Raw genomic sequence first — 23,757 nt, forward strand, 5'->3', positions numbered from 1 at the left:
AAAGAGAACAGCTATTCACGGAAGTTATGAAAACTTGCGTCAATTATCTTAATTGAACCGCCGTATACGGAACCGTACGTACGGTGGTGTGAGAGGACGGGAGCTAATCACTCCCTCCTACTCGATTAATGCTTTGGCAATTATTTTGCCAAGTTTGACTATTATCCTTGGCATTTTGGCTATTATCGAATCAACTTTGACTATTATCGCCGATTTTTGAAGTTGATTTTAATTTATTGGCTATTAAATTCATAAGTTTGACTATTATCTTCTAAAGAATGACTATTATGTTCAAAGAGTTGACTATTATCGATTATTTCGTAAACTTTTTTCGATTGATTGGCTATTATGTTCACAAATTTGACTATTAACATAAGCAGAATGACTATTATTGTGCCATCTTTGGCTAATATCTCGCTTAATCTATGCAAAATCAGCCACACCTTTTCACTTTTCAAAGTTGTTGGCCTCATAGTTTAGATAGAAAAAACATTAAATTTTGCACTAACCCGTAATTTATATAATACCGAATTCAAACGACGCATATAAATCGATTGCACCTCCCTGTAAGTTAGAGTTATCGATTACAGAGGAGGTGTATTATTTGGTAATTGAAAAACTGAACATCGTACCGTCAAATTAGAAGACGATTCATCTCTCGCTTCAACAAATCGTGCTCCTCACAGGCCTATATGTGTAATTTAAACAACGAATTTGAAGTTTTGGTTAATAAGAATCCAATATAAAATGACGAAAATCAAAAAATGACTCTATCAATTTGGTGCTAGAATATGAAAACCAAATATGATAGAGCCATTTTTTTACTTATGAATTATTTAAATAGATTAATAGTTGTAATAATAATCGGTATTCCAAATACGTCGATGAGGAATGCACCTACAATTGGCACTACGAGGAAAGCTTTTTGCGATGGACCGAATCGTCCGACAATGGCATGCATGTTTGCCATCGCATTTGGAGTGGCACCAAGTCCATGGCCAAGAAAACCTGAAATCATGACTGCCGCATCGTAATTTTTGCCGAGCAATCTAAATAATACAAACATAGCAAGTAGAACAATAAATATCACTTGTACTAACACAATGATTAGTAAAGGCAATGCTAAGTCTGTAATTTCCCAAAGCTTAATGCTCATTAACGCCATGGATAAGAAAATTCCTAAGGTAATATCCCCAATAATGGATACAGTTTTCATATTGATAGCACCCGGTTTGATTTTATCAAGAATGTTGCGAACAATAACCGCTACAAACATAGCACCAACATAGCCAGGTAATACAAAATCCGTTAGCTCGGAGAACCATTTGCCTAAATAGGAACCAACCGTCATACAGAATGTGATGATCAATACTTGAGTAAAGAACGTTTGAGTTGTCACTTGTTCATGATCTGTATCCAATGAAGAAACTTCCATTTCCTCCTTAGATGGTTTTAAATCATATTTTGAAATTAAATGTTTCGCTGCAGGTCCACCAACTAATCCACCTGCTACAAGTCCAAGCGTTGCAGCTGCTGCACCGACTGTCATTGCTCCTTCAAATCCTAATTCTTCGAGCGTTTGACCAAAGGCAGCTGCGGCACCGTGACCACCCTCCATTGATACTGCACCAGCCATCATTCCGATTAATGGTTCAATGCCTAAAAGTGATGCTAATCCCACCCCAATGACGTTTTGCATTAACGCTAAAAAACCACAAGCGAGCCAGTAAATAATAAGCAGCTTTCCGCCGAGTTTTACTAATTTAAAACTGGCTCCTAATCCTACTGTCGTAAAGAACGTTATCATAAATAAACTTTGCAATGAAGTATCAAGAGTGATTTCAAAACCTATAGACTTAAAAATCGTGACAATCAGTGCAAATAATAATCCCCCTACAACTGGTGCTGGTATACAGAAACGTTGAAAAATTCCTACCTTTTTAATAATGAATGTACCGATTGTTAAAAACAACACCGCTAAGAAAATAGTTGTAATTTGATCAAACGCCATCGTTTTTACCCCCTTTGTTTTATCATGAACATAATCACTTCATTGACAAGATACGCCGCTAATTTTGCAGTTTGGCCATTTGGATCGAAGGTTGGATTTACTTCACAAATATCGAATGAAGCCACCTTTGGAGATTGAAGCACATGCTGGATGATTTTTCGAACCTCAACAGCATTTAGTCCAAAAGGTGATGGGGCACTGACCCCAGGCGCTTCTGCTGCATTAATGACATCCATGCAAAGTGTTAACAAAATCACTTCATTTTGATTGATAAAAGAATCGATTTCATTTAGAGCTTGATTCATATTTTCTCGTATTTGTTGCTCTAAAATTGTAGTGACTCGAAACTCTTTTGCTCTTTCAAACAGTTCCAGTGTATTTCCGTATTGTTGTATACCGATTACACAATAAGATGCATGATTGTCATGATCTAAAATTTGTTTAAACATCGTTCCAGATGAAGTCGTTTCTTCATAACTTCGCAAGTCAAAATGAGCATCGATATTTATGATTCCTAATTTTTTATCACGACCGATGTATTGTCGAATACCTAAGTAGTGACCATATAATGTTTCGTGTCCTCCCCCGAGCACAATCACTTTCGAACCGTTTGTCCGTACTTCCGCTATTTTTTCCCCTAATAATTTTTGAGCTTTTTCTAATTCCGCATCTTCACAGCTTATATTTCCTAAGTCAGCGATACAAGCCGATTCCCCGTGCCAAGGTATATTTGCCAAAGCTTTTCGAATGGCATTAGGTCCTTCTTTGGCACCGATTCGTCCTTGATTTCGACGAACCCCTTCATCACATTGGAAGCCTACGATTGCCACGTTTGGTATTGGGTCAATATTTTTTTCTAGCTGTACGATTTCATGGAATCGTTTGCTTTTTTCATCTCCATAGTCAGTTCTTCCAGACCAAATTCGTCGTAATGATGTCATCAAAAACGCATCCCCTTAATTTTGAAATATTCTGAGTAGTTAGTATCAGTATAGTTTGAATTGATTCATAAATCTAATATATAATTTGAATAATATTATAGATAATAACTATAAATAGGGTGGTTTAATGGATACGAAGCAGTTGAGATACTTTATAAAACTTGTGGAATGCATGAGTTATACGAAAGCATCAGAGGAATTACACATTGCCCAGCCTTCGTTAAGTATAGCAATGAAAAAATTAGAATCTGACGTAGGCTATCCTTTATTTGAAGGACATACTCGAAAACTGCAATTAACAGATGTTGGGGAATTTCTATACGGTAGAGCCAAGGAGATTTTAGAGAACTTAGATATATTAAAAATTGAATTGCAGGAAATTGGTTCTGTTGGGGATGGTTGTTTGATATTAGGGCTAATTGAATCTGCAAAACATTGGATACCGCAAACATTAAAGAAATTAAAACAAGATTATCCTTCCATCAACATTAAGTTAGTCGATATTTTAGGTGCGGAAAGTGTCAAACAAGCTTTACGAACTCATCAATCTCATGTCATTATTACCAATCAAATTATTAACGAAAAAGATATTGTTTCTATACCGTTATACGAAGAAAGATTAGTAGCTGTTTTGTCAAAGGAGCATCATTTAAAAGAGAAAGACACTTTGGAATTGAAAGATATATATAAGGAACCATTTATAATTAGTACTGAAGGATTCCAAACACGCTTAGATGTATTAAAAGCGTTTGAAATGAACAATTTGCCTATGAATGATAAATATGAGATTGAACGATTCGAAACAGCCATTTCCCTAGTACAGGAAGGATTGGGCGTGACGATTTTACCTGAAAATTATTTAAAGGGTTCTACAAGTGAAGCGGTTATTCAAAAAGTAATTGAACATCCAAATCTTAAACGTACTGTGCATCTCACTTACTTAAATCAACGCTACTTACCAAAATCCATTCGAAGGTATATCGAATTAGTACAAGAACATTTTACTAGAGCATAAATTCATGCTTCGTCATTTGCATGAATTCAAAAAGAGTTTTCATAACTACTTAATTTTTCTATACTATGTATAGAAATTTCTAAAATAGAAAAGGAAATGGAACATGAATACACAAATTTCAGAGCAAACACCACGATTGTATTTTGAATTTGCGAATTCTAAAGGAAATATAGAGCCGATTACGTTTCTTCATCCTGATAAAATCATTTCGACTTACGATATCAGTGAAGTGTTAACTTGTCTTCAAAAAGTACAGGAAGAAATCAATAAAGGATTTTACGCGGCAGGTTTCTTGTCTTATGAGAGTGCTGCGGCTTTTGACTCTGCGCTTAAAGTGAAGCCTAGACATACAATGCCGTTGTTATGGTTTGGTCTTTTTAAAGAACCTTTACATGAATCGCCAGCAGTGATGAATTCCTATTCACTAACAGAGTGGAAGCCTGATGTAAATGAAGAAGAGTATCGGGAAGCCATCCAATTTATTAAAGATTCCATTGCGAATGGAATTACATATCAAACGAATTATACGATTCGTTTACATGCGCAATTTGAAGGTGATTCATTTGCATTATTCAATAAAATGAAAAAAGCTCAATCGGCAAATTATTGCGCTTACATTCATACAGGAGAACATAGTATTCTATCGGCATCTCCTGAGTTGTTTTTCCATATTGAAGGAGAGAAAATTACAACTCGCCCAATGAAGGGGACAATAAAAAGGGGAAAAACTTTTGAAGAAGATCAAGAAAAGGCAAAGTGGCTCTATCATTCAGAAAAAAATCGTGCAGAAAATGTAATGATTGTTGATTTGCTGCGTAATGATTTAGGGGCTGTTGCCGAAACCGGAACAGTGACGGTACCCCGATTATTTGATATTGAACAGTATCCAACGGTCCATCAAATGACATCGACTGTTACTGCAACCTTGAAAAAAGAAACAGAACTAGTAGATGTGTTAAAAGCTATTTTTCCGTGCGGTTCGATTACTGGAGCTCCGAAAGCTAGTACAATGGACATTATTACAAAGTTAGAAAAAACGCCTCGTGAAGTGTATTGTGGTGCTATTGGCTACATTACTCCAAATAAAGAAGCTATTTTTAATGTGCCAATCCGAACGGTACTGATTGAGCATAAATCAGGAAAGGCCACTTATGGTGTAGGAGGTGGCATTACTTGGGACTCCACTGCTGAAGATGAATTTAATGAAGTTCTTGCAAAATCTGATTTCCTTACTAGAGAAGTGAAAGAATTTCAATTATTAGAAAGCTTATTGTTGGATGATGGAGAATTCTTCTTACTAGAAGAACATCTAAATCGATTAGGGAAATCTGCAGCGTATTTTCAATATCAACTGGATATCGATGAAGTAAAACAGAAGTTGAAAGAGTTTGCAAAAGCTAATCAATCAGGACAATGGAAAGTTCGATTACTTGTCAATACAAATGGTAGATGTACAATTGAAGGGCAATCAATCGTGAAAATGGAGTCTCCTAAAAAGGTTACACTTGCTAAAACCCCTGTAAATTCGGAACATGTATTTTTATATCATAAAACAACGAATCGAGATGTTTATGAATCGTTCAAGCCTCAATCCGCAGATATTTTTGACGTCCTTTTATGGAATGAAAGAGAAGAGTTGACGGAGTTTATAAACGGTAATGTTGTATTAGAGTTGGACGGAAAACTTTGGACTCCACCTGTTAGCAGCGGATTGCTTGCCGGGACTTTCCGTGAACATTTATTAAAAGCAGGAGAGATCAGAGAAAAGGTTTTAACATTGGATGATTTGAAAAAGTGTTCGAAAGTATGGTTTATCAATAGTGTAAGAAAATGGATTGAAGTAGAGTTTGTTTAAGGAATTTTAGGGCTTCTAATTTAGAAGTCCTTTTTTTGTGGAAAAGTGACTAGCCTTGTTTTCATAAGCAAGAAATTCATATCTGAAACAATGACTAGCATAGGATAAACCAATCATTGTTTTGTTTCTGTAAGGGGGGGAGACAACTAAATCATTGTTTGGGATGGGTGAATCACGGTAATACACAAAAGGGGGTTCAAATTGAGAAAGATTGGTCTGTTAACACAAATTTTAATCGCATTTGTTCTTGCGATTATTGTGGGTGTCATTGTTGGACCAAGTATTGAAGTGGTTAAACCTCTTGGGGATTTATTTTTAAGACTTATTAAATTTATTATCGTTCCATTAGTACTTGCTTCTCTTGTGATTGGAATTGCTGGTACAGGTGATATTAAGCGAATTGGCAGAATGGGTGGAATTACTTTTGCTTATTATTTAATTACGACAGCTATTGCCGTAATTATTGGATTAATTCTTGCTAATATTTTTAAGCCCGGTTCAGGTCTAAATTTAACAATATCTGAAGAAGCAGCTGAACCTAAGGAAGTGCCAGGGGTTATTGATACTTTGTTGAATATTATTCCTACAAATCCAATTCAATCAATGGTTGATGCTAATATGCTTCAAATTATTTTCTTCGCACTTTTCCTAGGAGTAGCCATTACGTTGGTTGGTGACAGAGCAAAACCAGTTTATGATTTTTTCGATGGACTTGCAGAAATTATGTATAAAATTACCCACATTGTGATGAAAGTTGCTCCAATCGGGATTTTTGGTTTAATCGCTCCAGTTGTGGGACAATACGGTGCTTCCGTTCTCCTTCCGCTCATTAAATTGATTCTCGTTGTTTATATTGGATGTATTCTTCATGCACTTATTGTATATTCAAGCTCAGTGAAGTTTTTAGCCAACTATAGCCCAGTAAAATTTTTCAAAGGAATTTTGCCTGCAAGTTTAGTTGCTTTTAGTTCGTCCAGCAGTTCTGCCACATTGCCAATCACAATTCAAAATACGGAAGAAAATTTGGGCGTGTCAAAGAAAGTAAGCAGCTTTGTATTACCACTTGGGGCTACCATCAATATGGATGGAACGGCATTGTATCAAGGGGTATGCGTGCTGTTCATCGCACAGTTTTTAGGTGTCGATCTTTCATTTACACAGCAATTAATTATTGTATTAACTGCAACGCTTGCATCAATTGGTACTGCAGGTGTTCCAGGGGCTGGGTTAATCATGCTGACAATGGTGATTACAGCAGTTGGATTACCATTAGAAGCATTAGCATTGGTTGCAGGGGTTGACCGCGTTTTAGATATGATTCGCACATCAATCAATGTTACAGGAGATGCATCTGCAGCGGTTGTTGTTCAAGCTTTTGAGATAAGCAAGGAGCGGAATCCACGGGATGATTCGTTAAGCAATATGTAAGCGTTTTATTATTTATAAATGCAAAACAAAAATGCAACTCGGTTCAAGTTTGAACTGTAGTTGCTTTTTTGTTCGTTTTGATGCTGGATGAATAATGAATAACATATAGTAATTCCATAATTTGTACGTCTGCTTTTATTTTAGCCTAATTAATCTCTTTTGTTATAATAGTGGAGATTTGCTCAATGGATATTGGTGAAGTAAAGAATTGAATAAGAAGGGGAATGTGATGGAATTTATACGCAATTACCTTATAAGTTATGAATTAAACGACACGTGGGTTCGTTATTTATCAATTGCCATCATGATTTCGTTTATTATCATTGTTTGTATCCTTGCAAACTTTATTGCCAAAAAAATCGTCATTCGTTTTATCATCGGAATCATACATAAAAATAAATTTACTTGGGATAACATCTTGCTGGAAAGTAAGGTATTTCATAGGCTCTCTCATTTAGTACCTGCTATTATTATTTTTTATTCCGCAGCTATTTTTCCTACTTATCAAAGTACAATTGAGAAGTTTGCGATAACGTATATGATCATTGTTGCTTTAGGTTTACTTAATAGCCTATTAACAGCATTTCATGATATTTACCAAACGTATGAGATTTCGAAAATTCGACCAATCAAAAGTTATATTCAAGTAGCTAAAATTGCCAATTATATTATCGGAACGATTTTGGGAATTGCTAATCTATTAGGAGAAAATCCAATTATTCTTTTAAGTGGAATCGGTGCGTTATCTGCCGTATTTATGTTAGTGTTCCGCGACTCCTTGCTTGGCCTTGTAGCCGGCATACAGCTGACGGCTAATGATATGGTACGGGTGGGCGATTGGATTGAAATGCCGAAGTATGGTGCGAATGGAGATGTCATTGATATTTCCTTAAATACTGTGAAAGTGCGAAACTTTGACCGAACGATTACGTCTGTTCCGAGTTATGCGTTAATTTCAGATTCTTTTATTAACTGGAGAGGAATGCAGGCATCGGGTAATCGTCGAATTAAACGATCGTTGTTTATAGATATTACAAGTATTTCTTTCTGTTCTGAAGAATTGCTTGAAAAATGTAAAAAAATTCATTTGCTCAAAGATTACATTGTTCATCGCCAAAAGGAGATTGAAGAATATAACCAAAAGCATCAAATTGACCGATTAGCCAATTCAGTGAATGGTAGAGCTTTAACGAATATTGGATTATTTCGTGCGTACATCACTCAATACTTAATACATCATCCAGGTATCAATGAGGAAGCTACATTAATGGTTCGACAATTAGCACCGACTGAAAACGGATTACCATTGGAAATATATGCTTTTGCCAATACAGTGGTATGGACGGAATATGAGTCCATTCAATCTGATATTTTTGATCATTTATTTGCTGTTGCACAAGAGTTCGGTCTTCGTCTTTTCCAAATGCCAACTGGTAGCGATTTAAAAAATATACCGCATATTCTTGACAATGCGCAGACGAATAAAAGAAACGTTGAATTTGTTGCGAAAAAATAATGGTCATTATTGTAAGTTGATAATAAAATAAAAAAGGGCGCCAAATTTAAATTATAGGAGGAAAAAATGAGCTCAATTAAATGGATTGAAGCAAAAGATTACGAGGATTTAAGTAAAAAAGCTTGTGACATCTTTGTAGAACAATTACAAAACAAACCAAATTCAGTAATTGGGTTAGCGACAGGAAGTACGCCAATTGGCTTATATAAAGAGTTAGTTCAACAATATCATTCAGGTAATGTTTCTTTTAAAGATGTGGTTTCATTTAATTTAGATGAATACGTTGGAATTGACCCAAATAATGAGGCAAGTTATCACTATTTCATGAATCATCATTTATTTAAACATGTAGATATTCAAAAGGAAAACGTACACATTCCAGAAGGTCATAGCTCTGATTTAGAAACTGCATGTCGTACATATGAACAACAAATAAAAGAAGCAGGTGGAATCGATCTTCAAGTACTTGGTATCGGAGTAAATGGACATATCGGATTCAACGAACCAGGCACACCTTTCGATTCTCTTACACATATTGTAGAATTAACCCAATCCACAATAGAAGCAAATCAAAAGTATTTTGAAAAGCCAGAGGATATGCCTAGAAAAGCAATCACAATGGGTATTCAATCAATTTTAAATGCGAAGAAGATTATTTTGTTAATTTCCGGGGAAACGAAACAAGAAGCTTATGATCGTCTTCGTACCGGAATAATAACAGAAGATTTACCGGCAAGTGCTTTACATCAACATCCAGATGTAACGGTTATTTATACAGGAGTTAAATAAAATAAGTGAAAAGGGCCGCGTAAGGTGAGACGGCTCTTTTTTTTCTGAATTTATCTCTAGAAGCATTGTTCAACGCCATTTGTTAATATAGTTGTAGTATTAATAAATTGTAGGAGGAAATCAATGAAAATAAGGCCAAAGCACTTAAATAAAGGAGATACTGTAGGGATTATAGCACTAAGTGGCCCTATTAATTTGGAAAGCTTGCAACGAAATATATCTCTATTCACCGATATGGGATTACATTATAAATTAGGGAAAACCATTGAGCTTAATGAACATGATTTTGAGGAAACAGATGAAGCGTGGGTTCATGACTTGCATCAAATGATTGAAGACCCTGAAGTGAAAGGAATTTTTTGTGCCACTGATAGATATGGTGCTGCGAAAATAGCTGATAAAATCGACTATTCACTACTAACTGAACATCCAAAAATATTTTGGGGATTTTCAGACATTACCTTTTTACATATAGCCATTCAACAATATTCAAATGTTGTCACATTCCATGGACCTTCTCTTTCAAAAGAATTGGACGAACAATCGAAAAAAATGTTTTACCAATTATTTTCGCCTTTTGAAATTTATTATGATGAAACCATTTCACCTCTTGAAAGTTTAATACCTGGTTCTGTACGAGGTGAATTTATAGGCGGAAATTTGCGTAGAATTGTCGATACACTTGGCACAAAGTTTGAAATTGACACGCGCGATAAAATTTTGCTTATTGAAGATGAAGAATTGAGTATTGAAGAAATTGACCGTATGTTTAATCATTTAAGATTGGCAGGGAAATTGAAAGGGGCATGTGGGTTTGTGATTGGGAGATTAGGAAATGGTGATGTAGAAGAGAACGCATTATCCTTAATAAAAGAATATTTGTTGCCATATAAAAAACCTACAGTTGCGCGATTTAACATTGGCCACTCTACACCAAACATAGGCATTCCCCTTGGGGTGGATGTTATATTAGATGCTGATGAAAAATTGTTGCGATTTTTGCCAGGAGTGGAATAGTTTTTGAATGAAGTTGCGAGATATGCATCTTTGATGGTTTAGGGGTGATGATATGGATTGGTTGAAAGTTCTATCCTTATTTTGTATTGCATTAGGTTTCTTGATTGGAATTTATGGATTAAAGAAACGATCAATATTAACGATTATTTCTGGCATTTCCTTTTTATTAATTCCAATTTTTATTTCATTCGGATGGTTTGGTTTCATACTCTTCTTTCCTCCGTTAGTGTTTGTTTTTTCAAATAGGTCAAAAAAATAGTTGTGAAATGGTCTGAGGGATATCTTCACGAAGTTGACTATAATTCATTGTAGTTTGCCCATTTTCACTTGAGGGGAGTCGGTTGGCAAATATCTTCCAGGGGTTGACTATAATCCTATGAAATTTGACTATTAAAGTATGAACTTTGACTATTATCCCTTGATTGGGGAGTTAGATTATTTCGATTGGCAAATATCTTCCCTGGGTTGACTATAATCCTATGCAATTTGACTATTAAAGTATGAACTTTGACTATTATCCCTTGATTGGGGAGTTAGATTATTTCGATTGGCAAATATCTGTCCAGATTTGACTATAATCCAAAGCAGTTTGGCTAATAAAGGATGGACTTTGACTATTATCGCTTGTTTGAGGAGTCGGAATTTTTCGATTCGCAAATATCTTCCCGAGTTTGACTATAATCTAGCTGAGTTTGACTAATAAAGGAAGGATTTTGACTATTATCGCTTGAATAGGGAGTCGGAATTTTTCGATTGGCAAATATCTTCTCAAGATTGACTATAATCTAGCTGAGTTTGACTAATAAAGGAAGGATTTTGACTATTATCGCTTGAATAGGGAGTCGGAATTTTTCGATTGGCAAATATCTTCTCAAGATTGACTATAATCCAAAGTAGTTTGACTAATAAAGCACGGACTTTGACTATTATCCTTTGATTGGGGAGTCGGATTTTTTTGATTGGCAAATATCTTCCCGAGTTTGACTATAATCCAGCTGAGTTTGACTAATAAATTATGGACTTTGACTATTATCCCTTGATTGGGGAGTCGGAATTTTTCGATTGGCAAATATCTTCCCGAGTTTGACTATAATCCAGCTGAGTTTGACTAATAAATCATGGACTTTGACTATTATCCCTTGATTGGGGAGTCGGAATTTTTTGATTGGCAAATATCTTCTCGAGTTTGACTATAATCCAAAGTAGTTTGACTAATAAATCATGGACTTTGACTATTATCCTTTGATTGGGGAGTCGGATTTTTTTGATTGGCAAATATCTTCCCGAGTTTGACTATAATCCAAAGCAGTTTGACTAATAAAACTTGAACTTTGACTATTATCAAAAATAAGAATCTCCGTTAGAAAAAAGTAAGGCTGTTTAGAAAGATATCATTTTCTAAACAGCCTATTGCTATAACGGCTGTACAAGAAAAAACACTTAGGTATTTTGACGATCGATTGCCTTTGCGCTAGTTGGTCATTAGTTACAGGTTACATAGTAACAGGTTAATGGTTATTGGTTTGCCATTTATGCACTATATCAAGTTTGACAGCCGTTATACCTCGGGGAGGACTCTCACCTCCCCGAGGAAATGGTTTTGTTTTAGAAATAATTGGAATCATCAAATTCAATATGCACTTCATAGTTTTTGGCATTAATTAAATTAGATAAGCGGTGCGCTTCTTTTTCGAGCTGGTTTGCCCGCTCACGATATTCGCGTGGATCGTACATGGCAACTTCGTATAGAACAACTCCTTCACCCGTTGAAGTGTAGATTTTTTCCTTTTCAGAGTTGCCTAAAGTTTTGTATAAGGAAACCTCTGCCCGCAATTGAGTAGCAAGTTCGATAGCTTCAACAATGGGCATAACTTCCCCTTTAAATTCGATTGTATTTTCAATATTCGCCCGATAAATCAGTTTGTCTAATGTGCGGATATCTTTTCTCACTTGTGCCAGATCTGCTTCAATCTCTTTTAAAGAACGGCCCGTTTGTTTTGGTGTTTCCCCTTTTTCAACGACGACATGAGCATTTTTTTGAAACTCATACACTAATTCTTGAACTTTTTTCGTTAAAATGCTTTTTAATTTGATTCCTTCTGCCAGTGGAATGGTTTTCATTTTTTCACCTCAATCGTTACGCTAGGATTATCGGCGGATAATAATGCGGTCGTAAATTCTCCCCCTGCAACTTGTGTAAACATTTTACCGCAAGATGAAAGGAGTTTGTTGCAATTGTCTTCTTCTAAAGATGGACGTAAATAAAAAATTTGCAATGCTTCCGTAGTCTCTTCCGTAACGCTTGTTCTGACTGAATCGACAAATGGACTTCCAAAAGCTCCTTTTTCATCTTTGCTATATAAAATATTTGTTAATTTGTTATATCGGCCATTTAACCCATCATAGCCGGTTTCATCATTACCCAAGCTAATTTCAACGTCCCCTACAATATGATCGACATCGTAAATGCCAATAGGAATTTCATGTTCTATTGAAAAGAAATTATTTAAATCCACCGCTAAATGAACAGGAGATAGATAGTTTTGTTTCGCAATTCTCCGCATTAAACTTTCGGCAGAATGACGGTAACGATTCGGATCAGCACCTAAAGCCTTCCAAACGGTTCTCCATTCTTTAATACCTGGACGTTCTGTTACAGGAGATTCTTGCAGTTCAAAAAATAAATTTTCTTGAAATAATTGCATTCGTCCTTTCAACATTTGAGGCGATTGTGATACAACAATTTTGGTATAATGAATAATGCCGATTTTTAGTTGCGGAACTAGAGAAAATAGTTCTTTATTGATTGAAAGGTTCATCTCAATATTCACCTGCCAATTATTTGTAAATCTATTGTACCATAAACGAAAAGGAAAGTAGATTGATTCTCATTAGACTTTGAATGATGTGAACGAGGGGAGGTGCAATTGCGACTTTTTCATCGCGATTAGAATATGAATGTAGAACAATTGAAAATGGATTTAATTGAATATGCGAAGTCCATCGGGGTAGATAAAATTGGATTTACCACAGCGTCTCCCTTTCAAGAAATGAAAAATCGTTTGAAAAGGCAACAGGAATTGAATTATCAATCCGGCTTTGAAGAAGAGGATATCGATAAGAGAACAGAGCCAAAGAAGCTATTGCCTGAAGGAGAAAGCATTATTGCGATTGCTTTAGCTTATCCATCTAAAATGAAAAATCCCCCAACTGGTAAAAAAGGTGAACGGAGAGGGATTTTTGCAAGAGCATCTTGGGGATTGGATTATCATGTGGCAGTAAAACAACGACTAGAATTGATGGAACAATGGCTACGAGAAAGAGTTCCCAATGTCTCGGTGAAGTCGATGGTCGATACGGGTGAGCTTGTAGACCGTGCTGTTGCAGAACGAGCAGGGATAGGTTGGAGTGGGAAAAACTGCTCTATTATTACACCTGAATTCGGTTCATATGTCTATTTAGGAGAAATGATTACAAATATTCCCTTTCCACCAGATTCTCCGATTGAAAATGAATGCGGTGATTGCAGGTTATGCCTAGATGTTTGCCCGACTGGTGCATTAGTAGAACCTGGTCAATTAAATGCAAAACGCTGTATCGCCTTTATAACACAGACGAAAGATGTTGTACCGGATGAATTTAGAACGAAAATTGGAAACCGAGTATATGGCTGTGATACATGTCAAACGGTTTGTCCAAAAAATAAGGGGAAGACGAATTGGATTCATGATGAATTTTTGCCAGATCCTGAACTGGCAAAGCCGCTCCTCGTTCCACTGTTGAAACTTTCGAATAAAGAATTTAAAAACAAATTCGGTACAATAGCGGGTTCTTGGCGAGGAAAAAAACCCATTCAGCGAAATGCAATTCTTGCACTGGCTCATTTTAAAGAACAATCAGCGGTGCCAGAGTTAATTGAATTATTGAAAAAGGATGAACGTCCTGTCATTCGGGGTACTAGTGCATGGGCTCTCGGGAAAATTGGTGGAAAGAAGGCAAAAGATGCATTGCTTGAAGCATATCATCAAGAAAAAGATGAAGAAGTGCTGCGTGAAATAAAAAAAGGGCTGGAACTGGTGGAAAGAGACTAGCCCTTATTTCAAATCAAAGATGTATAAAAGAAGGAAGTGTCTAGATTTGCCATTACATATCGTATTATATCAACCCGAAATTCCAGCTAATACAGGAAACATTGCACGTACTTGTGCTGCTACGCATACAACTTTGCATTTAATTCATCCTCTAGGGTTTTCTACCGACGATAAAATGTTGAAACGTGCAGGATTAGATTATTGGGAACATGTCAATATTGTGTACCATGACTCATTAGAAGATTTTCTCGAATATGCAAAGGATGGGGAATTATATTTAATCGAAACGTATAGCGATGAGCCTTATACAACTCATGATTTTAGCGATAGGGAAAAAGACATTTATTTCATGTTCGGGAGAGAAACGTCTGGTTTGCCGAAAGATTTTGCATACGAACGTCGCGATAAAGTGTTAAGAATTCCTCAAACAGATAAAGTGCGTTCTTTGAATTTATCGAACTCAGCAGCCATCATCATTTACGAAGCATTACGCCAACAAAATTTCCCTGGGCTAAAATAAATTGGGCTGGCCTGAAAAATGAAATGCTCCCTATTTAATCATCTATACTAATAGGGAGCTTTTTTATAATCTTATACTGATGTCCAAAAGACGGTCAGTTTGCGACGAGGATAGGGGAAACTTGCTTCAACTAGAAAGGAGGTGTCTGGAAGTTTTCGACTTTCAAGACTCCATTTAATATTTATTCGCCATCCAAAGTAAAAACAATGCGGATTCCTGAAGGATCAATGGTAGAAAACTCTTGATGGCCTCCATATTTTGAAGCTCCTTCAAATCGTTCTACAACATGCCCCATTTCTTTTAAATGACCTTTAATTTTTTCTGCTTGTTCCTCGTTATCCAGCACTAATGTATAGGATTTTAAACCAACACTTTTTTCACTAGAAGGAGAACCTCCTAAGCTCTCCCAAGTGTTTAATCCAATGTGATGATGGTATTTTCCAGTGGAAATGAATAACGCCTGGCTTCCATATCTTGTAACAACTTCAAAACCTAACGCTTTTGTATAAAATTCTTCTGATTTTAAAAGATCAGATACAGATAAATGAATATGCCCCATCACTGTTCCTTTAGGTAATCCATTCCAATGACCATCCGCTAAATTTAAAAGGGAACGGAAGTTTACGGGTTCTGTTGTCATATAAACGGTATTTCCATTCCAAATCCACTGCTCTTCTGGACGGTCCGCATATACTTCAATGCCATTTCCGTCCGGATCGTATAAATAAATAGCTTCGCTCACATGATGGTCACCTGCACCAATTTGAACATTTAGGTGAGAAATATGTTGAATGAAATTTCCTAAATCCTTACGTGTAGGAAGCAATATCGCAAAATGATAAAGACCAGTTTGACCTCTCTGTAAAGGGAGTGCATTGTCTACTTGCTCAATGGAAAGAATGCTTGTTTTTCCATCTGTTGTAAAAGCAGCTGCTTTTTCGGTTTGCTCCAACACGTCAAAGCCAATAATATTTTTGTAATATTCTAAAGAGCGCTCTAAATTCGATACCTTTATTTGAACATGTGAAACATATGTGTTTGGTTTTTTATGAAAATGTGTCGCCATACAAAGTCTCCTTCAAGTGATATTTGTCAACTCACTTACTTTATGTAACTAAGTTTATTTTGTTAAGTGTGAAAAGTCAAGACATAAAACAAAAAGGCAACCCTAAAATAGGATTGCCTTTTTTCGTATTTCGAATGAAAAGAGATTATTCTTCAGTGTAATCTCCTTCACGTCCAGCAGTTAAAATAGCTGTGAGAAATGAAGCACATACTACTAGTAGTAAAACAGTACCCATGGAAGTATACCTCCTAAGTAAATGTTATCTCTAATTTAGTATAGCTTAAATAAATTTACTTTACTATATCATTTTTTTGAAGGATTTGTTCACAATAACTCATATAAACAATTGGGAGGTTACTTTTGTGGAAAACAAAAATGAAATGCCAGTTAGCGGGCATATGACGAATAATCTAGAAGATTGTATTTGGCTTGGGAAACAAATGGAACGACTGCGGGATGGGGAGCAGTTAGAAGATGACCATCGAATTCCAGATCCAATTCAATCAGATGTTGTAGATCATCCAAATAAAGATGAAAGATTGAAAAGAAAAAATTAAATAGAAGGGGCAAATTCACAAAGATTCGCCCCTTAGTTTATTATGCATTCACTTTATAATTCTTTAATTCTTCTCGTAGTTTGGCTTTTAAGAATTTACCAACGGATGTTTTTGGAATCTCTTTTAAGAATACAATGTCATCCGGAATCCACCATTTCGCAAATTGATCTTTTAAATAATCGAGTAGTTCTTCTTTTGTAGCTTGTTTTCCTTCTTTTAATACGACGCATGCAAGTGGACGCTCTTGCCATTTTTCATGCGGAATGGCGATGACCGCTGCTTCTAATACAGCTTCGTGAGTCATGAGGGCATTTTCCAAATCGACAGATGAAATCCATTCGCCTCCGCTTTTGATTAAATCTTTTGTACGGTCAGTAATTTTGATATAACCTTCTGGTGTGACAACTGCAATGTCTCCAGTATACAACCACCCATCACGGAATGCTTCTTTTGTTCGTTCATCTTTATAATATTCATGGGCAATCCAAGGACCTCGAATCCGCAGTTCGCCCATCGTTTTTCCATCCCATGGAACTTCTCCTTGTTCATTTACTACTTCCGTATCAAGAAGTGGAACAGTAAGGCCTTGTGTTGCACGGATATTTAATTTTTCTTCCCGTGTCCAATCTTCCATTGCGGATGTATAGTTGGAAAGAGAAACAAGTGGTGTTGTCTCGGTCATACCGTATCCAATAACGTACGGAACATTGTATTTGTCTTCAAATGCTTGAATTAATCCTTTTGGCGAAGCAGAACCTCCAGATACAATAGCTTTTAGGGAAGAAATATCGCGAGGATTTTTTTCCTGTTCTTGAAGTACGCCAAGCCAAATAGTTGGAACCCCTGCTGTTAACGTCACTTTTTCTTGTTCAATTAAATCAAGCAGTAAACTAGGTGTAAAGTGAGGACCTGGTAATACTTGCGTTGACCCATAATTTACTGCAGCAAATGGCATTCCCCATGCATTCACGTGGAACATTGGAACAACCGGCATGATAATGTCTCTTTCGGTGATTCCCATTCCGTCTGCTAAACCAAGTGCCATACTATGAAGTACTAATCCGCGATGAGTGTAAACGACACCTTTTGGCATTCCAGTAGTTGCACTAGTGTAACAAATTCCTGCTGGTGAGTTTTCATCTAAATCATTCGGAAATTCAAATTCATCTGCTTCTTCTAAAAGCTGTTCATAAGAATAGACATTCGGGAAAGAGGATTCAGGAACGGTTTTATCATCTTGCATGACAACAATATGTTTAACCGTTTTTAAGTAAGGAATTGCTTTTTCAAATAATGGGAATAGATCGCCATCGACTAACAAAATTTCATCTTCTGCATGATTAATTACGTAAATGATATGTTCTGGCGAAAGGCGAATGTTAATCATGTGCAAAACAGCACCTGCACAAGGAACTGCAAAATATGCTTCTAAATGTCGGTGATGATTCCAAGCAAAAGAACCAACTTTTGTTCCGCGTTTCATCCCAAGCTTTGTGAGAGCGCTTGCAAGTTTTCTTGTGCGTTTGACATAGTCTTTGTAAGGAATGCGGTGAATTGTGTCTGGGCTTGTACGCGAAATAATCAACTTTTCAGGAAAGTAGCGCTCAGCCCGTTTTAAAAAACTCGTTAATAATAAAGGTGTGTCCATCATCTTTACATCATCCCCCTTGTTTTTTTCCCTTTCAATAAATATATTTAGAAGAATACTACATTATTACTAAAAAATGTGACGTATTATAGAATATTTTAACTTTAAAGAGAAAATGATGCTATGAATTTATTAGGAAGTTTCTATTAATTTTAATTCCTATAATATTGATGGATTAGATAATTTTTTTATTTATATTTTTCAGTTTATAATGAGGTTAATGAATGTAAGGGGAGTGATTTTATGGCAATACCGTCAAAAACATTAGCCAATGGTGTAGAGATGCCTTACTTAGGGTTAGGCGTGTATAAAATGGAAGATCATGAAGAAGCTTTAAATGCAATGGATACAGCGTTAAAGTTAGGCTATCGAGCAATTGATACAGCTTCACTATATAACAATGAAAGAGAAGTGGGAGAAGCGATACGAGCTAGCGGTATTCCACGTGAGGAAATTTTTGTAACAACTAAGGTATGGAACAATGATCAAGGTTATGACGAAACGCTTCGAGCATTTGAAACTTCATTGAAAAAATTGGGGCTAGATTACGTGGATCTTTATTTAACTCACTGGCCTGTTGAAGATAAGTTTATCGATACTTATCGTGCCATTGAGCGTCTGTATGAGGAAAAATTAATCCGAGTACCAGGTGTATCAAATCACCATCAACATCATTTAGAAAAAATCTTCGCAAAAGCAAATGTGAAGCCGATGGTAAATCAAGTTGAGTGCCATCCGTATTTGCAACAAGATGAATTAAGAGCATTTTGTCGCGAACATGAGATTGCCGTTACTGCATGGTCACCAATTGGCAAAGGTCGCCTATTAAATGATAACACTTTAGTAAAACTCGCTGAAAAGTATGGAAAAACTCCAGCACAAATCGTTTTACGTTGGCATTATCAAAATGATACGATTACAATTCCAAAATCAGTAACACCAAGCCGCATTGCCGAAAATATGCAAATTTTCGACTTTGAATTATCAAATGAAGATATGCTTGAAATAAAAATGATTAATAAAAATGAGCGATATGGACAAAATCCTGATAATTTCCATTTTGATTTTTAAGGGAAATAAAAAGCGAATCTAGGATGGCTATTATTTTAATATGATTGACTATTATTCTTTTTGGATTGACTAATATTAAATTGAGTTTGGCTAATATCCTATTTTTTCAACAATACTTTTGATGGATTGGCTAATAAATTAATGAGTTTGACTATAAATCAACAGCATTTGACTATTATCTGCCCAATTTTGACTATAATAGCAAATTTATGAAGCAGATTTTTAACGAATAGCTATTAACTTCATAAATTTGACTATTAACTTATTGAGAATGGCTATTATAGTCATTCGTTTGACTATTATTTTCCCTTAATAATCCTTTAATTCAATAGTATGATTAAAATAAGAGAAGGCTGTTAGAAAAATTTATTTTCTAAGCAGCCTCATTTATTTTTACTTATATTATTGTGTGGCAGTATTAAGATCATTAACAATGATACGTTTATCTAGAAAAGGATGTTCAAATTCTAATTGAATGGCATGAAGTTCATAATCGCGCTTCGAAGTTTTACGAGCATTGTACATTACATCCCCTACAATAGGATGGCCGATATGAGCCATGTGGACGCGGATTTGATGTGTTCTGCCTGTTTCTAATTGTAAATGAACAACTGTTGAATGTTCTTTTCGTTTCACAACCTTAAAGTGAGTGACAGCATGTTGACCAGTTTTTGAAACGATTCGTCGTGTAGGATGATGACGATCTTTTCCGATTGGTGCATTAATGGTTCCACGATCTTTTTTTATGATTCCTTGGACTTCCGCTTCATAAGTTCGAACGATGGATTTTTCTTCAATCATTCGGTCAAATACTGATTTTGCAATGGGATGTTTTGCAACAATCAACAGACCTTTTGTTCCTTGGTCTAGCCGATGAACGTGCTCTGCGTATTGTAACCCTTTATCTTTCATATAAGCCATTACGTGATTCATGCAAGTATTGTGATCGTCCCTGTCGTTCGGATGTGTACTCATTCCTTTAGGTTTTGAAACAATTAAAATATGATCATCTTCGTATTTTATTTCGATTTCACATTGTTTCGTTGGGGAATAGTTGGATTTCGGGACGCTAAAAATAAAAAATAGCATTGTTCCTTTTGATAATGGTTCATTCCATTTAACTGCTTCACCATCTGTATTTTTCACAGCTTTCGCCATTCGTAGTTCATGAACGAGTTTTTTTCCTAGTTTCCATTTTTCCCGCAACAAAGTTTCTACCGTTAATCCATCTTGCGAAATTTCATAGTGAAAATGCATACGTTTTCCTCCAAAGAAAAATCGTGTCCATATAAAGAACACGATTTCCATTTTACTTATTTTAATACCACTTCTTCAAAGAATTTGCGAATGTTTTCATCAGGATGTGCTCCTACCATTCGCTGAACTTCTTTTCCATCCTCGAAATAAATTAGCGTTGGTGTATATTCAACGTTATACTCGTCCCAGCCTTTTTCATATTCTAAGATGTTTAATTGATCGATATGAACATTCATTTCTTTCGCAATTGGCATGAGTCGAGGCGTCATTTCTTTACAATGTGGACATTCAGGACTAAATAAATAAGCTACAACTGGTTCACCTGAAGCAATTTTTTCTCTAAGAGCATCTGGCAAAATAATATTTTGATAATTTTCATCATCTAATAAATCAATTGTAGATTGTTTTAAATTGTCTGTGCCATAAGGATTGTTTTCTAACTTGCTTTTGTTTGATAAATTTGTTAACACAATAATCACAGCAAATAAAATTACAACGATTGCTGCAAGAATTCCAAGCTTTTTCAACTATTTGTCCTCCTTCAAAACCTTTAACATATAAAAACTAGTAATTGCAATTAAGATAAATGCAACTAACGCTAAAAATGGAATCGTAATGAAACCAAACCAGTTAATATATTGGCCTGTACATGGTACTCGTCCACAAGCTGGTGCATGTTGCGATAAAAAGTCCAATTTTTGAATTCCATAATGGTATAGGGAAATCGTTCCACCAATGCAAGAAAATACGGCTGTTGTTACCGCAATCCGAGCATTTTTTTGTAAATATGCCACAAGGGAAATGAGTACAATTGGATACATTAATATCCGTTGATACCAACAAAGTTCACATGGTTCATAACCCCGAACTTCGGAAAAATATAAAGAACCTAGCGTTGCTACCAAAGAGACTAACCATACAAATAGCAAACTATTCTCTAATTTTTTGCTCATTATTACTCTCCTAAAAGATTTAATCTGTGCAGTTTGATTATAAATTGTTTTGACTTCGAAGTAAATGAATTCGAACGAATAGAACGATAAAGTTCGAGAAATTGGAAATTCATTCAAAAGTCTTAGAGTTGAACGAATGCGAGGGAATAAGGGGAATGTTATGATTAAACTACAAAGTGTTTGTTGAGGTGCTATATGGTAGTAAATGATCATTCCAATATTACATTATTAAAAGAAATTGCGGAACTGCTTAATGAAGAAACAGAATTAATACCAATGCTAAAAGGAGCACTTAAAAAATTTTTAGCAGGAACTAATTTTACAACAGGATGGATTTTCTTTATTAATGAAAAAGGAAAGATTAATCTTGTAGTCCACGAGAACTTGCCGGAAGGGTTATGTTACAATGACTGCCAATATTTAAAAAAGGGTGGTTGTTGGTGTGTTTCTCGATTCCGACGAAATGAACTAAAAAAAGCATCAAATATTATTGAATGTCAAAGAATTGAAAATGCCATCGAGGAAAAGGTGGGCGATACGGCAGGAATTACCCATCATGCAACGGTGCCATTACAATCGGGTAATGAACGGTTCGGAATACTAAATGTCGCTACTCCCAATACAGTTGTATTTACAGAAGAAGAATTGGAATTGCTAGAATCTGTAGCTTTTCAAATGGGATCTGCCATTAAACGTATTTGTTTAACGAAACAAGAACAAGAAATGGCATTAGTTCGAGAGCGGAATCGGTTGGCGCGCGACTTGCATGATTCTGTGAATCAGTTATTGTTTTCCGTTACGTTAACGGCTCGTGCTGGAATAGAGATGAGCGATAATATAGAAATTAAGGAAACCTTTAAAGAAATTCAAAATTTGACACAGTCCGCATTAACAGAAATGAGGGCTCTTATTTGGCAATTAAGGCCTCAAGGATTGGAAAGTGGACTAATCGATGCAATAAAAGCTTATGCAGAAATGTTAAAGATCAAATTAACGATCAATGTATCAGGAGTCATTCAATTTCCTTCAAGAGTAGAAGAAACATTATTCCGAATCACTCAAGAGGCATTAAATAATGTCCGAAAACATTCGGGCGTGATGGAAGCAACGATTTACTTAACGGTGACACAAACAGATATTTTACTCGTTATAAAAGACGAGGGTAGAGGTTTTAAAATTGATCAAAACATGAACATCCCTTCCATTGGATTGCAATCGATACGAGATCGAGCTACTGCAATTGGCGGCACAGCTGAATGGGTATCGGAGATTGGAAAAGGGACCGAATTGTTCGTTCGATTACCTTATTGAGGAGGGAAGCAGGATGATACGTGTTTTAATTGCGGATGATCATCATGTTGTTCGTAGAGGCTTATTATTCTTTTTGAAGACCCAAAAAGATATTGAAGTAGTTGGGGAAGCGAAAAATGGGATGGAAGCAGTTCGATTAGTGGAAGAATTAAACCCGGATATTGTATTAATGGACTTAGTTATGCCGGAGATGGATGGCATTGAAGCGACGAAACAAATTAAAGCGTGTTGGCCAGAAGTACAAGTTATTATATTGACAAGCTTTTCAGATAAAGACCATGTTCTTCCCGCCATCGAAGCTGGGGCAGCTGGCTATCAGTTAAAGGATATTGAACCGGATGATTTAGTCAATTCCATTCGACAAGTAATGCGTGGAGAAAGCATTATGCACCCGGTAGCCACAACACAATTGGAAGAATCATTAAGGGAGGAAGGAAATCTGCCGCATGTGAAAAACCCATTAACTCCACGTGAACAAGATGTGCTGGCGGAATTGACGAAAGGAAAAAGCAACAAGGAAATTGCATCGTCATTATTTGTTACAGAAAAGACAGTCAAAACCCATATTTCGAATATATTTGCGAAATTGGAAGTGCAAGATCGAACACAAGCAGCTCTTTATGCAGTAAAACATGGGTTAACAGAAGGAAGCGGGAAAATTTAAATTAGAGTTATGTCATTTGCGAAGGAAAGCATTTATAAAATAAATGA

The 23,757-nt window shown here is 35.9% G+C and carries 21 protein-coding genes; 12 read left to right on the forward strand and 9 right to left on the reverse strand.

The annotated features are described in order from the left end of the window. Positions 1-832: 832 nt before the first annotated feature. Positions 833-2,011 carry a sodium/glutamate symporter gene (gltS, locus tag HF990_RS10725; protein WP_168412575.1) on the reverse strand — a complete coding sequence of 393 codons (1,179 nt, stop codon included), beginning with the start codon at positions 2,009-2,011 and terminating at the stop codon, positions 833-835. Between the two features lie 5 nt (positions 2,012-2,016). Then, complete coding sequence (gene hutG, locus HF990_RS10730) at positions 2,017-2,952, reverse strand: formimidoylglutamase (RefSeq protein ID WP_168412576.1); 936 nt, start codon at positions 2,950-2,952, stop codon at positions 2,017-2,019. Positions 2,953-3,079: 127 nt separating this feature from the next. Here hutG and HF990_RS10735 point away from each other — a divergent pair, with 127 nt between their 5' ends. The 6 genes from HF990_RS10735 (at position 3,080) to HF990_RS10760 (ending at position 10,572) form a co-directional block, all read left to right on the forward strand. Then, positions 3,080-3,967: a LysR family transcriptional regulator gene (locus HF990_RS10735; protein ID WP_016838189.1), complete on the forward strand. Its 888-nt coding sequence runs from the start codon at positions 3,080-3,082 to the stop codon at positions 3,965-3,967. A gap of 103 nt (positions 3,968-4,070) precedes the next feature. Continuing rightward, positions 4,071-5,822 carry an aminodeoxychorismate synthase component I gene (pabB, locus tag HF990_RS10740; RefSeq protein ID WP_168412577.1) on the forward strand — a complete coding sequence of 584 codons (1,752 nt, stop codon included), beginning with the start codon at positions 4,071-4,073 and terminating at the stop codon, positions 5,820-5,822. A gap of 201 nt (positions 5,823-6,023) precedes the next feature. Further along, the gene (locus HF990_RS10745) at positions 6,024-7,250 is read left to right on the forward strand and encodes a dicarboxylate/amino acid:cation symporter (protein WP_168412578.1); all 1,227 of its coding nucleotides are present in this window, start codon (positions 6,024-6,026) and stop codon (positions 7,248-7,250) included. A 229-nt stretch (positions 7,251-7,479) separates the two neighbouring features. Continuing rightward, entirely contained in the window at positions 7,480-8,766 is a 1,287-nt protein-coding gene (locus tag HF990_RS10750; RefSeq protein ID WP_168412579.1) for a mechanosensitive ion channel family protein, read from the forward strand. Between the two features lie 75 nt (positions 8,767-8,841). After that, a complete protein-coding gene (gene nagB / locus HF990_RS10755; RefSeq protein ID WP_026019064.1) occupies positions 8,842-9,555 on the forward strand; it encodes a glucosamine-6-phosphate deaminase in 714 nt (237 codons plus the stop codon). Positions 9,556-9,678: 123 nt separating this feature from the next. Then, positions 9,679-10,572 carry a S66 peptidase family protein gene (locus tag HF990_RS10760; RefSeq protein ID WP_168412580.1) on the forward strand — a complete coding sequence of 298 codons (894 nt, stop codon included), beginning with the start codon at positions 9,679-9,681 and terminating at the stop codon, positions 10,570-10,572. A 1,605-nt stretch (positions 10,573-12,177) separates the two neighbouring features. On the opposite strand, the gene HF990_RS10765 is transcribed toward HF990_RS10760, so the two are convergent. Continuing rightward, a complete protein-coding gene (locus tag HF990_RS10765) occupies positions 12,178-12,693 on the reverse strand; it encodes a DIP1984 family protein (protein WP_168412581.1) in 516 nt (171 codons plus the stop codon). Then, the gene (locus tag HF990_RS10770) at positions 12,690-13,391 is read right to left on the reverse strand and encodes a B3/B4 domain-containing protein (protein ID WP_016838181.1); all 702 of its coding nucleotides are present in this window, start codon (positions 13,389-13,391) and stop codon (positions 12,690-12,692) included. The genes HF990_RS10765 and HF990_RS10770 overlap by 4 nt, the downstream gene beginning before the upstream one ends. Positions 13,392-13,526: 135 nt before the next feature. Here HF990_RS10770 and queG point away from each other — a divergent pair, with 135 nt between their 5' ends. Both queG and trmL read left to right on the forward strand, forming a co-directional pair. Continuing rightward, on the forward strand, positions 13,527-14,663 hold the full coding sequence (queG, locus tag HF990_RS10775) for a tRNA epoxyqueuosine(34) reductase QueG (protein ID WP_016838180.1): 1,137 nt from the start codon (positions 13,527-13,529) through the stop codon (positions 14,661-14,663). Between the two features lie 19 nt (positions 14,664-14,682). Continuing rightward, complete coding sequence (gene trmL / locus HF990_RS10780) at positions 14,683-15,183, forward strand: tRNA (uridine(34)/cytosine(34)/5-carboxymethylaminomethyluridine(34)-2'-O)-methyltransferase TrmL (RefSeq protein WP_409373616.1); 501 nt, start codon at positions 14,683-14,685, stop codon at positions 15,181-15,183. 181 nt (positions 15,184-15,364) lie between these two features. Here the strand turns inward: trmL and HF990_RS10785 are convergent, their stop codons facing one another. After that, entirely contained in the window at positions 15,365-16,249 is an 885-nt protein-coding gene (locus HF990_RS10785) for a VOC family protein (protein ID WP_168412582.1), read from the reverse strand. A 362-nt stretch (positions 16,250-16,611) separates the two neighbouring features. Between HF990_RS10785 and HF990_RS10790 the strand changes: the two genes are divergently transcribed. Then, positions 16,612-16,806 carry a hypothetical protein gene (locus HF990_RS10790; protein WP_016838176.1) on the forward strand — a complete coding sequence of 65 codons (195 nt, stop codon included), beginning with the start codon at positions 16,612-16,614 and terminating at the stop codon, positions 16,804-16,806. Between the two features lie 40 nt (positions 16,807-16,846). On the opposite strand, the gene HF990_RS10795 is transcribed toward HF990_RS10790, so the two are convergent. Continuing rightward, positions 16,847-18,457 carry a long-chain fatty acid--CoA ligase gene (locus HF990_RS10795; RefSeq protein ID WP_168412583.1) on the reverse strand — a complete coding sequence of 537 codons (1,611 nt, stop codon included), beginning with the start codon at positions 18,455-18,457 and terminating at the stop codon, positions 16,847-16,849. Between the two features lie 240 nt (positions 18,458-18,697). Between HF990_RS10795 and HF990_RS10800 the strand changes: the two genes are divergently transcribed. Continuing rightward, positions 18,698-19,525 (forward strand): aldo/keto reductase, encoded by an 828-nt coding sequence (locus HF990_RS10800; RefSeq protein WP_096551985.1) that lies wholly within the window; start codon positions 18,698-18,700, stop codon positions 19,523-19,525. A 402-nt stretch (positions 19,526-19,927) separates the two neighbouring features. Here HF990_RS10800 and HF990_RS10805 read toward each other — a convergent pair whose 3' ends face one another. Genes HF990_RS10805 through HF990_RS10815 form a run of 3 tightly spaced genes read right to left on the reverse strand, consistent with a single transcriptional unit; the run spans position 19,928 to position 21,735 of the window. Next, positions 19,928-20,782 carry an RluA family pseudouridine synthase gene (locus HF990_RS10805; protein ID WP_016838173.1) on the reverse strand — a complete coding sequence of 285 codons (855 nt, stop codon included), beginning with the start codon at positions 20,780-20,782 and terminating at the stop codon, positions 19,928-19,930. A gap of 56 nt (positions 20,783-20,838) precedes the next feature. Beyond that, positions 20,839-21,309 carry a thioredoxin family protein gene (locus tag HF990_RS10810; protein WP_016838172.1) on the reverse strand — a complete coding sequence of 157 codons (471 nt, stop codon included), beginning with the start codon at positions 21,307-21,309 and terminating at the stop codon, positions 20,839-20,841. Beyond that, positions 21,310-21,735: a disulfide formation protein C gene (locus HF990_RS10815; RefSeq protein WP_016838171.1), complete on the reverse strand. Its 426-nt coding sequence runs from the start codon at positions 21,733-21,735 to the stop codon at positions 21,310-21,312. A gap of 195 nt (positions 21,736-21,930) precedes the next feature. Here HF990_RS10815 and HF990_RS10820 point away from each other — a divergent pair, with 195 nt between their 5' ends. Beyond that, positions 21,931-23,046 carry a GAF domain-containing sensor histidine kinase gene (locus HF990_RS10820; RefSeq protein ID WP_016838170.1) on the forward strand — a complete coding sequence of 372 codons (1,116 nt, stop codon included), beginning with the start codon at positions 21,931-21,933 and terminating at the stop codon, positions 23,044-23,046. Positions 23,047-23,059: 13 nt separating this feature from the next. After that, positions 23,060-23,710 carry a response regulator gene (locus HF990_RS10825; RefSeq protein ID WP_016838168.1) on the forward strand — a complete coding sequence of 217 codons (651 nt, stop codon included), beginning with the start codon at positions 23,060-23,062 and terminating at the stop codon, positions 23,708-23,710. The last annotated feature ends 47 nt before the right edge of the window (positions 23,711-23,757 follow it).

The organism is Ureibacillus thermosphaericus (assembly GCF_012396605.1).
GTDB classification, from domain to species: Bacteria; Bacillota; Bacilli; order Bacillales_A; family Planococcaceae; genus Ureibacillus; species Ureibacillus thermosphaericus.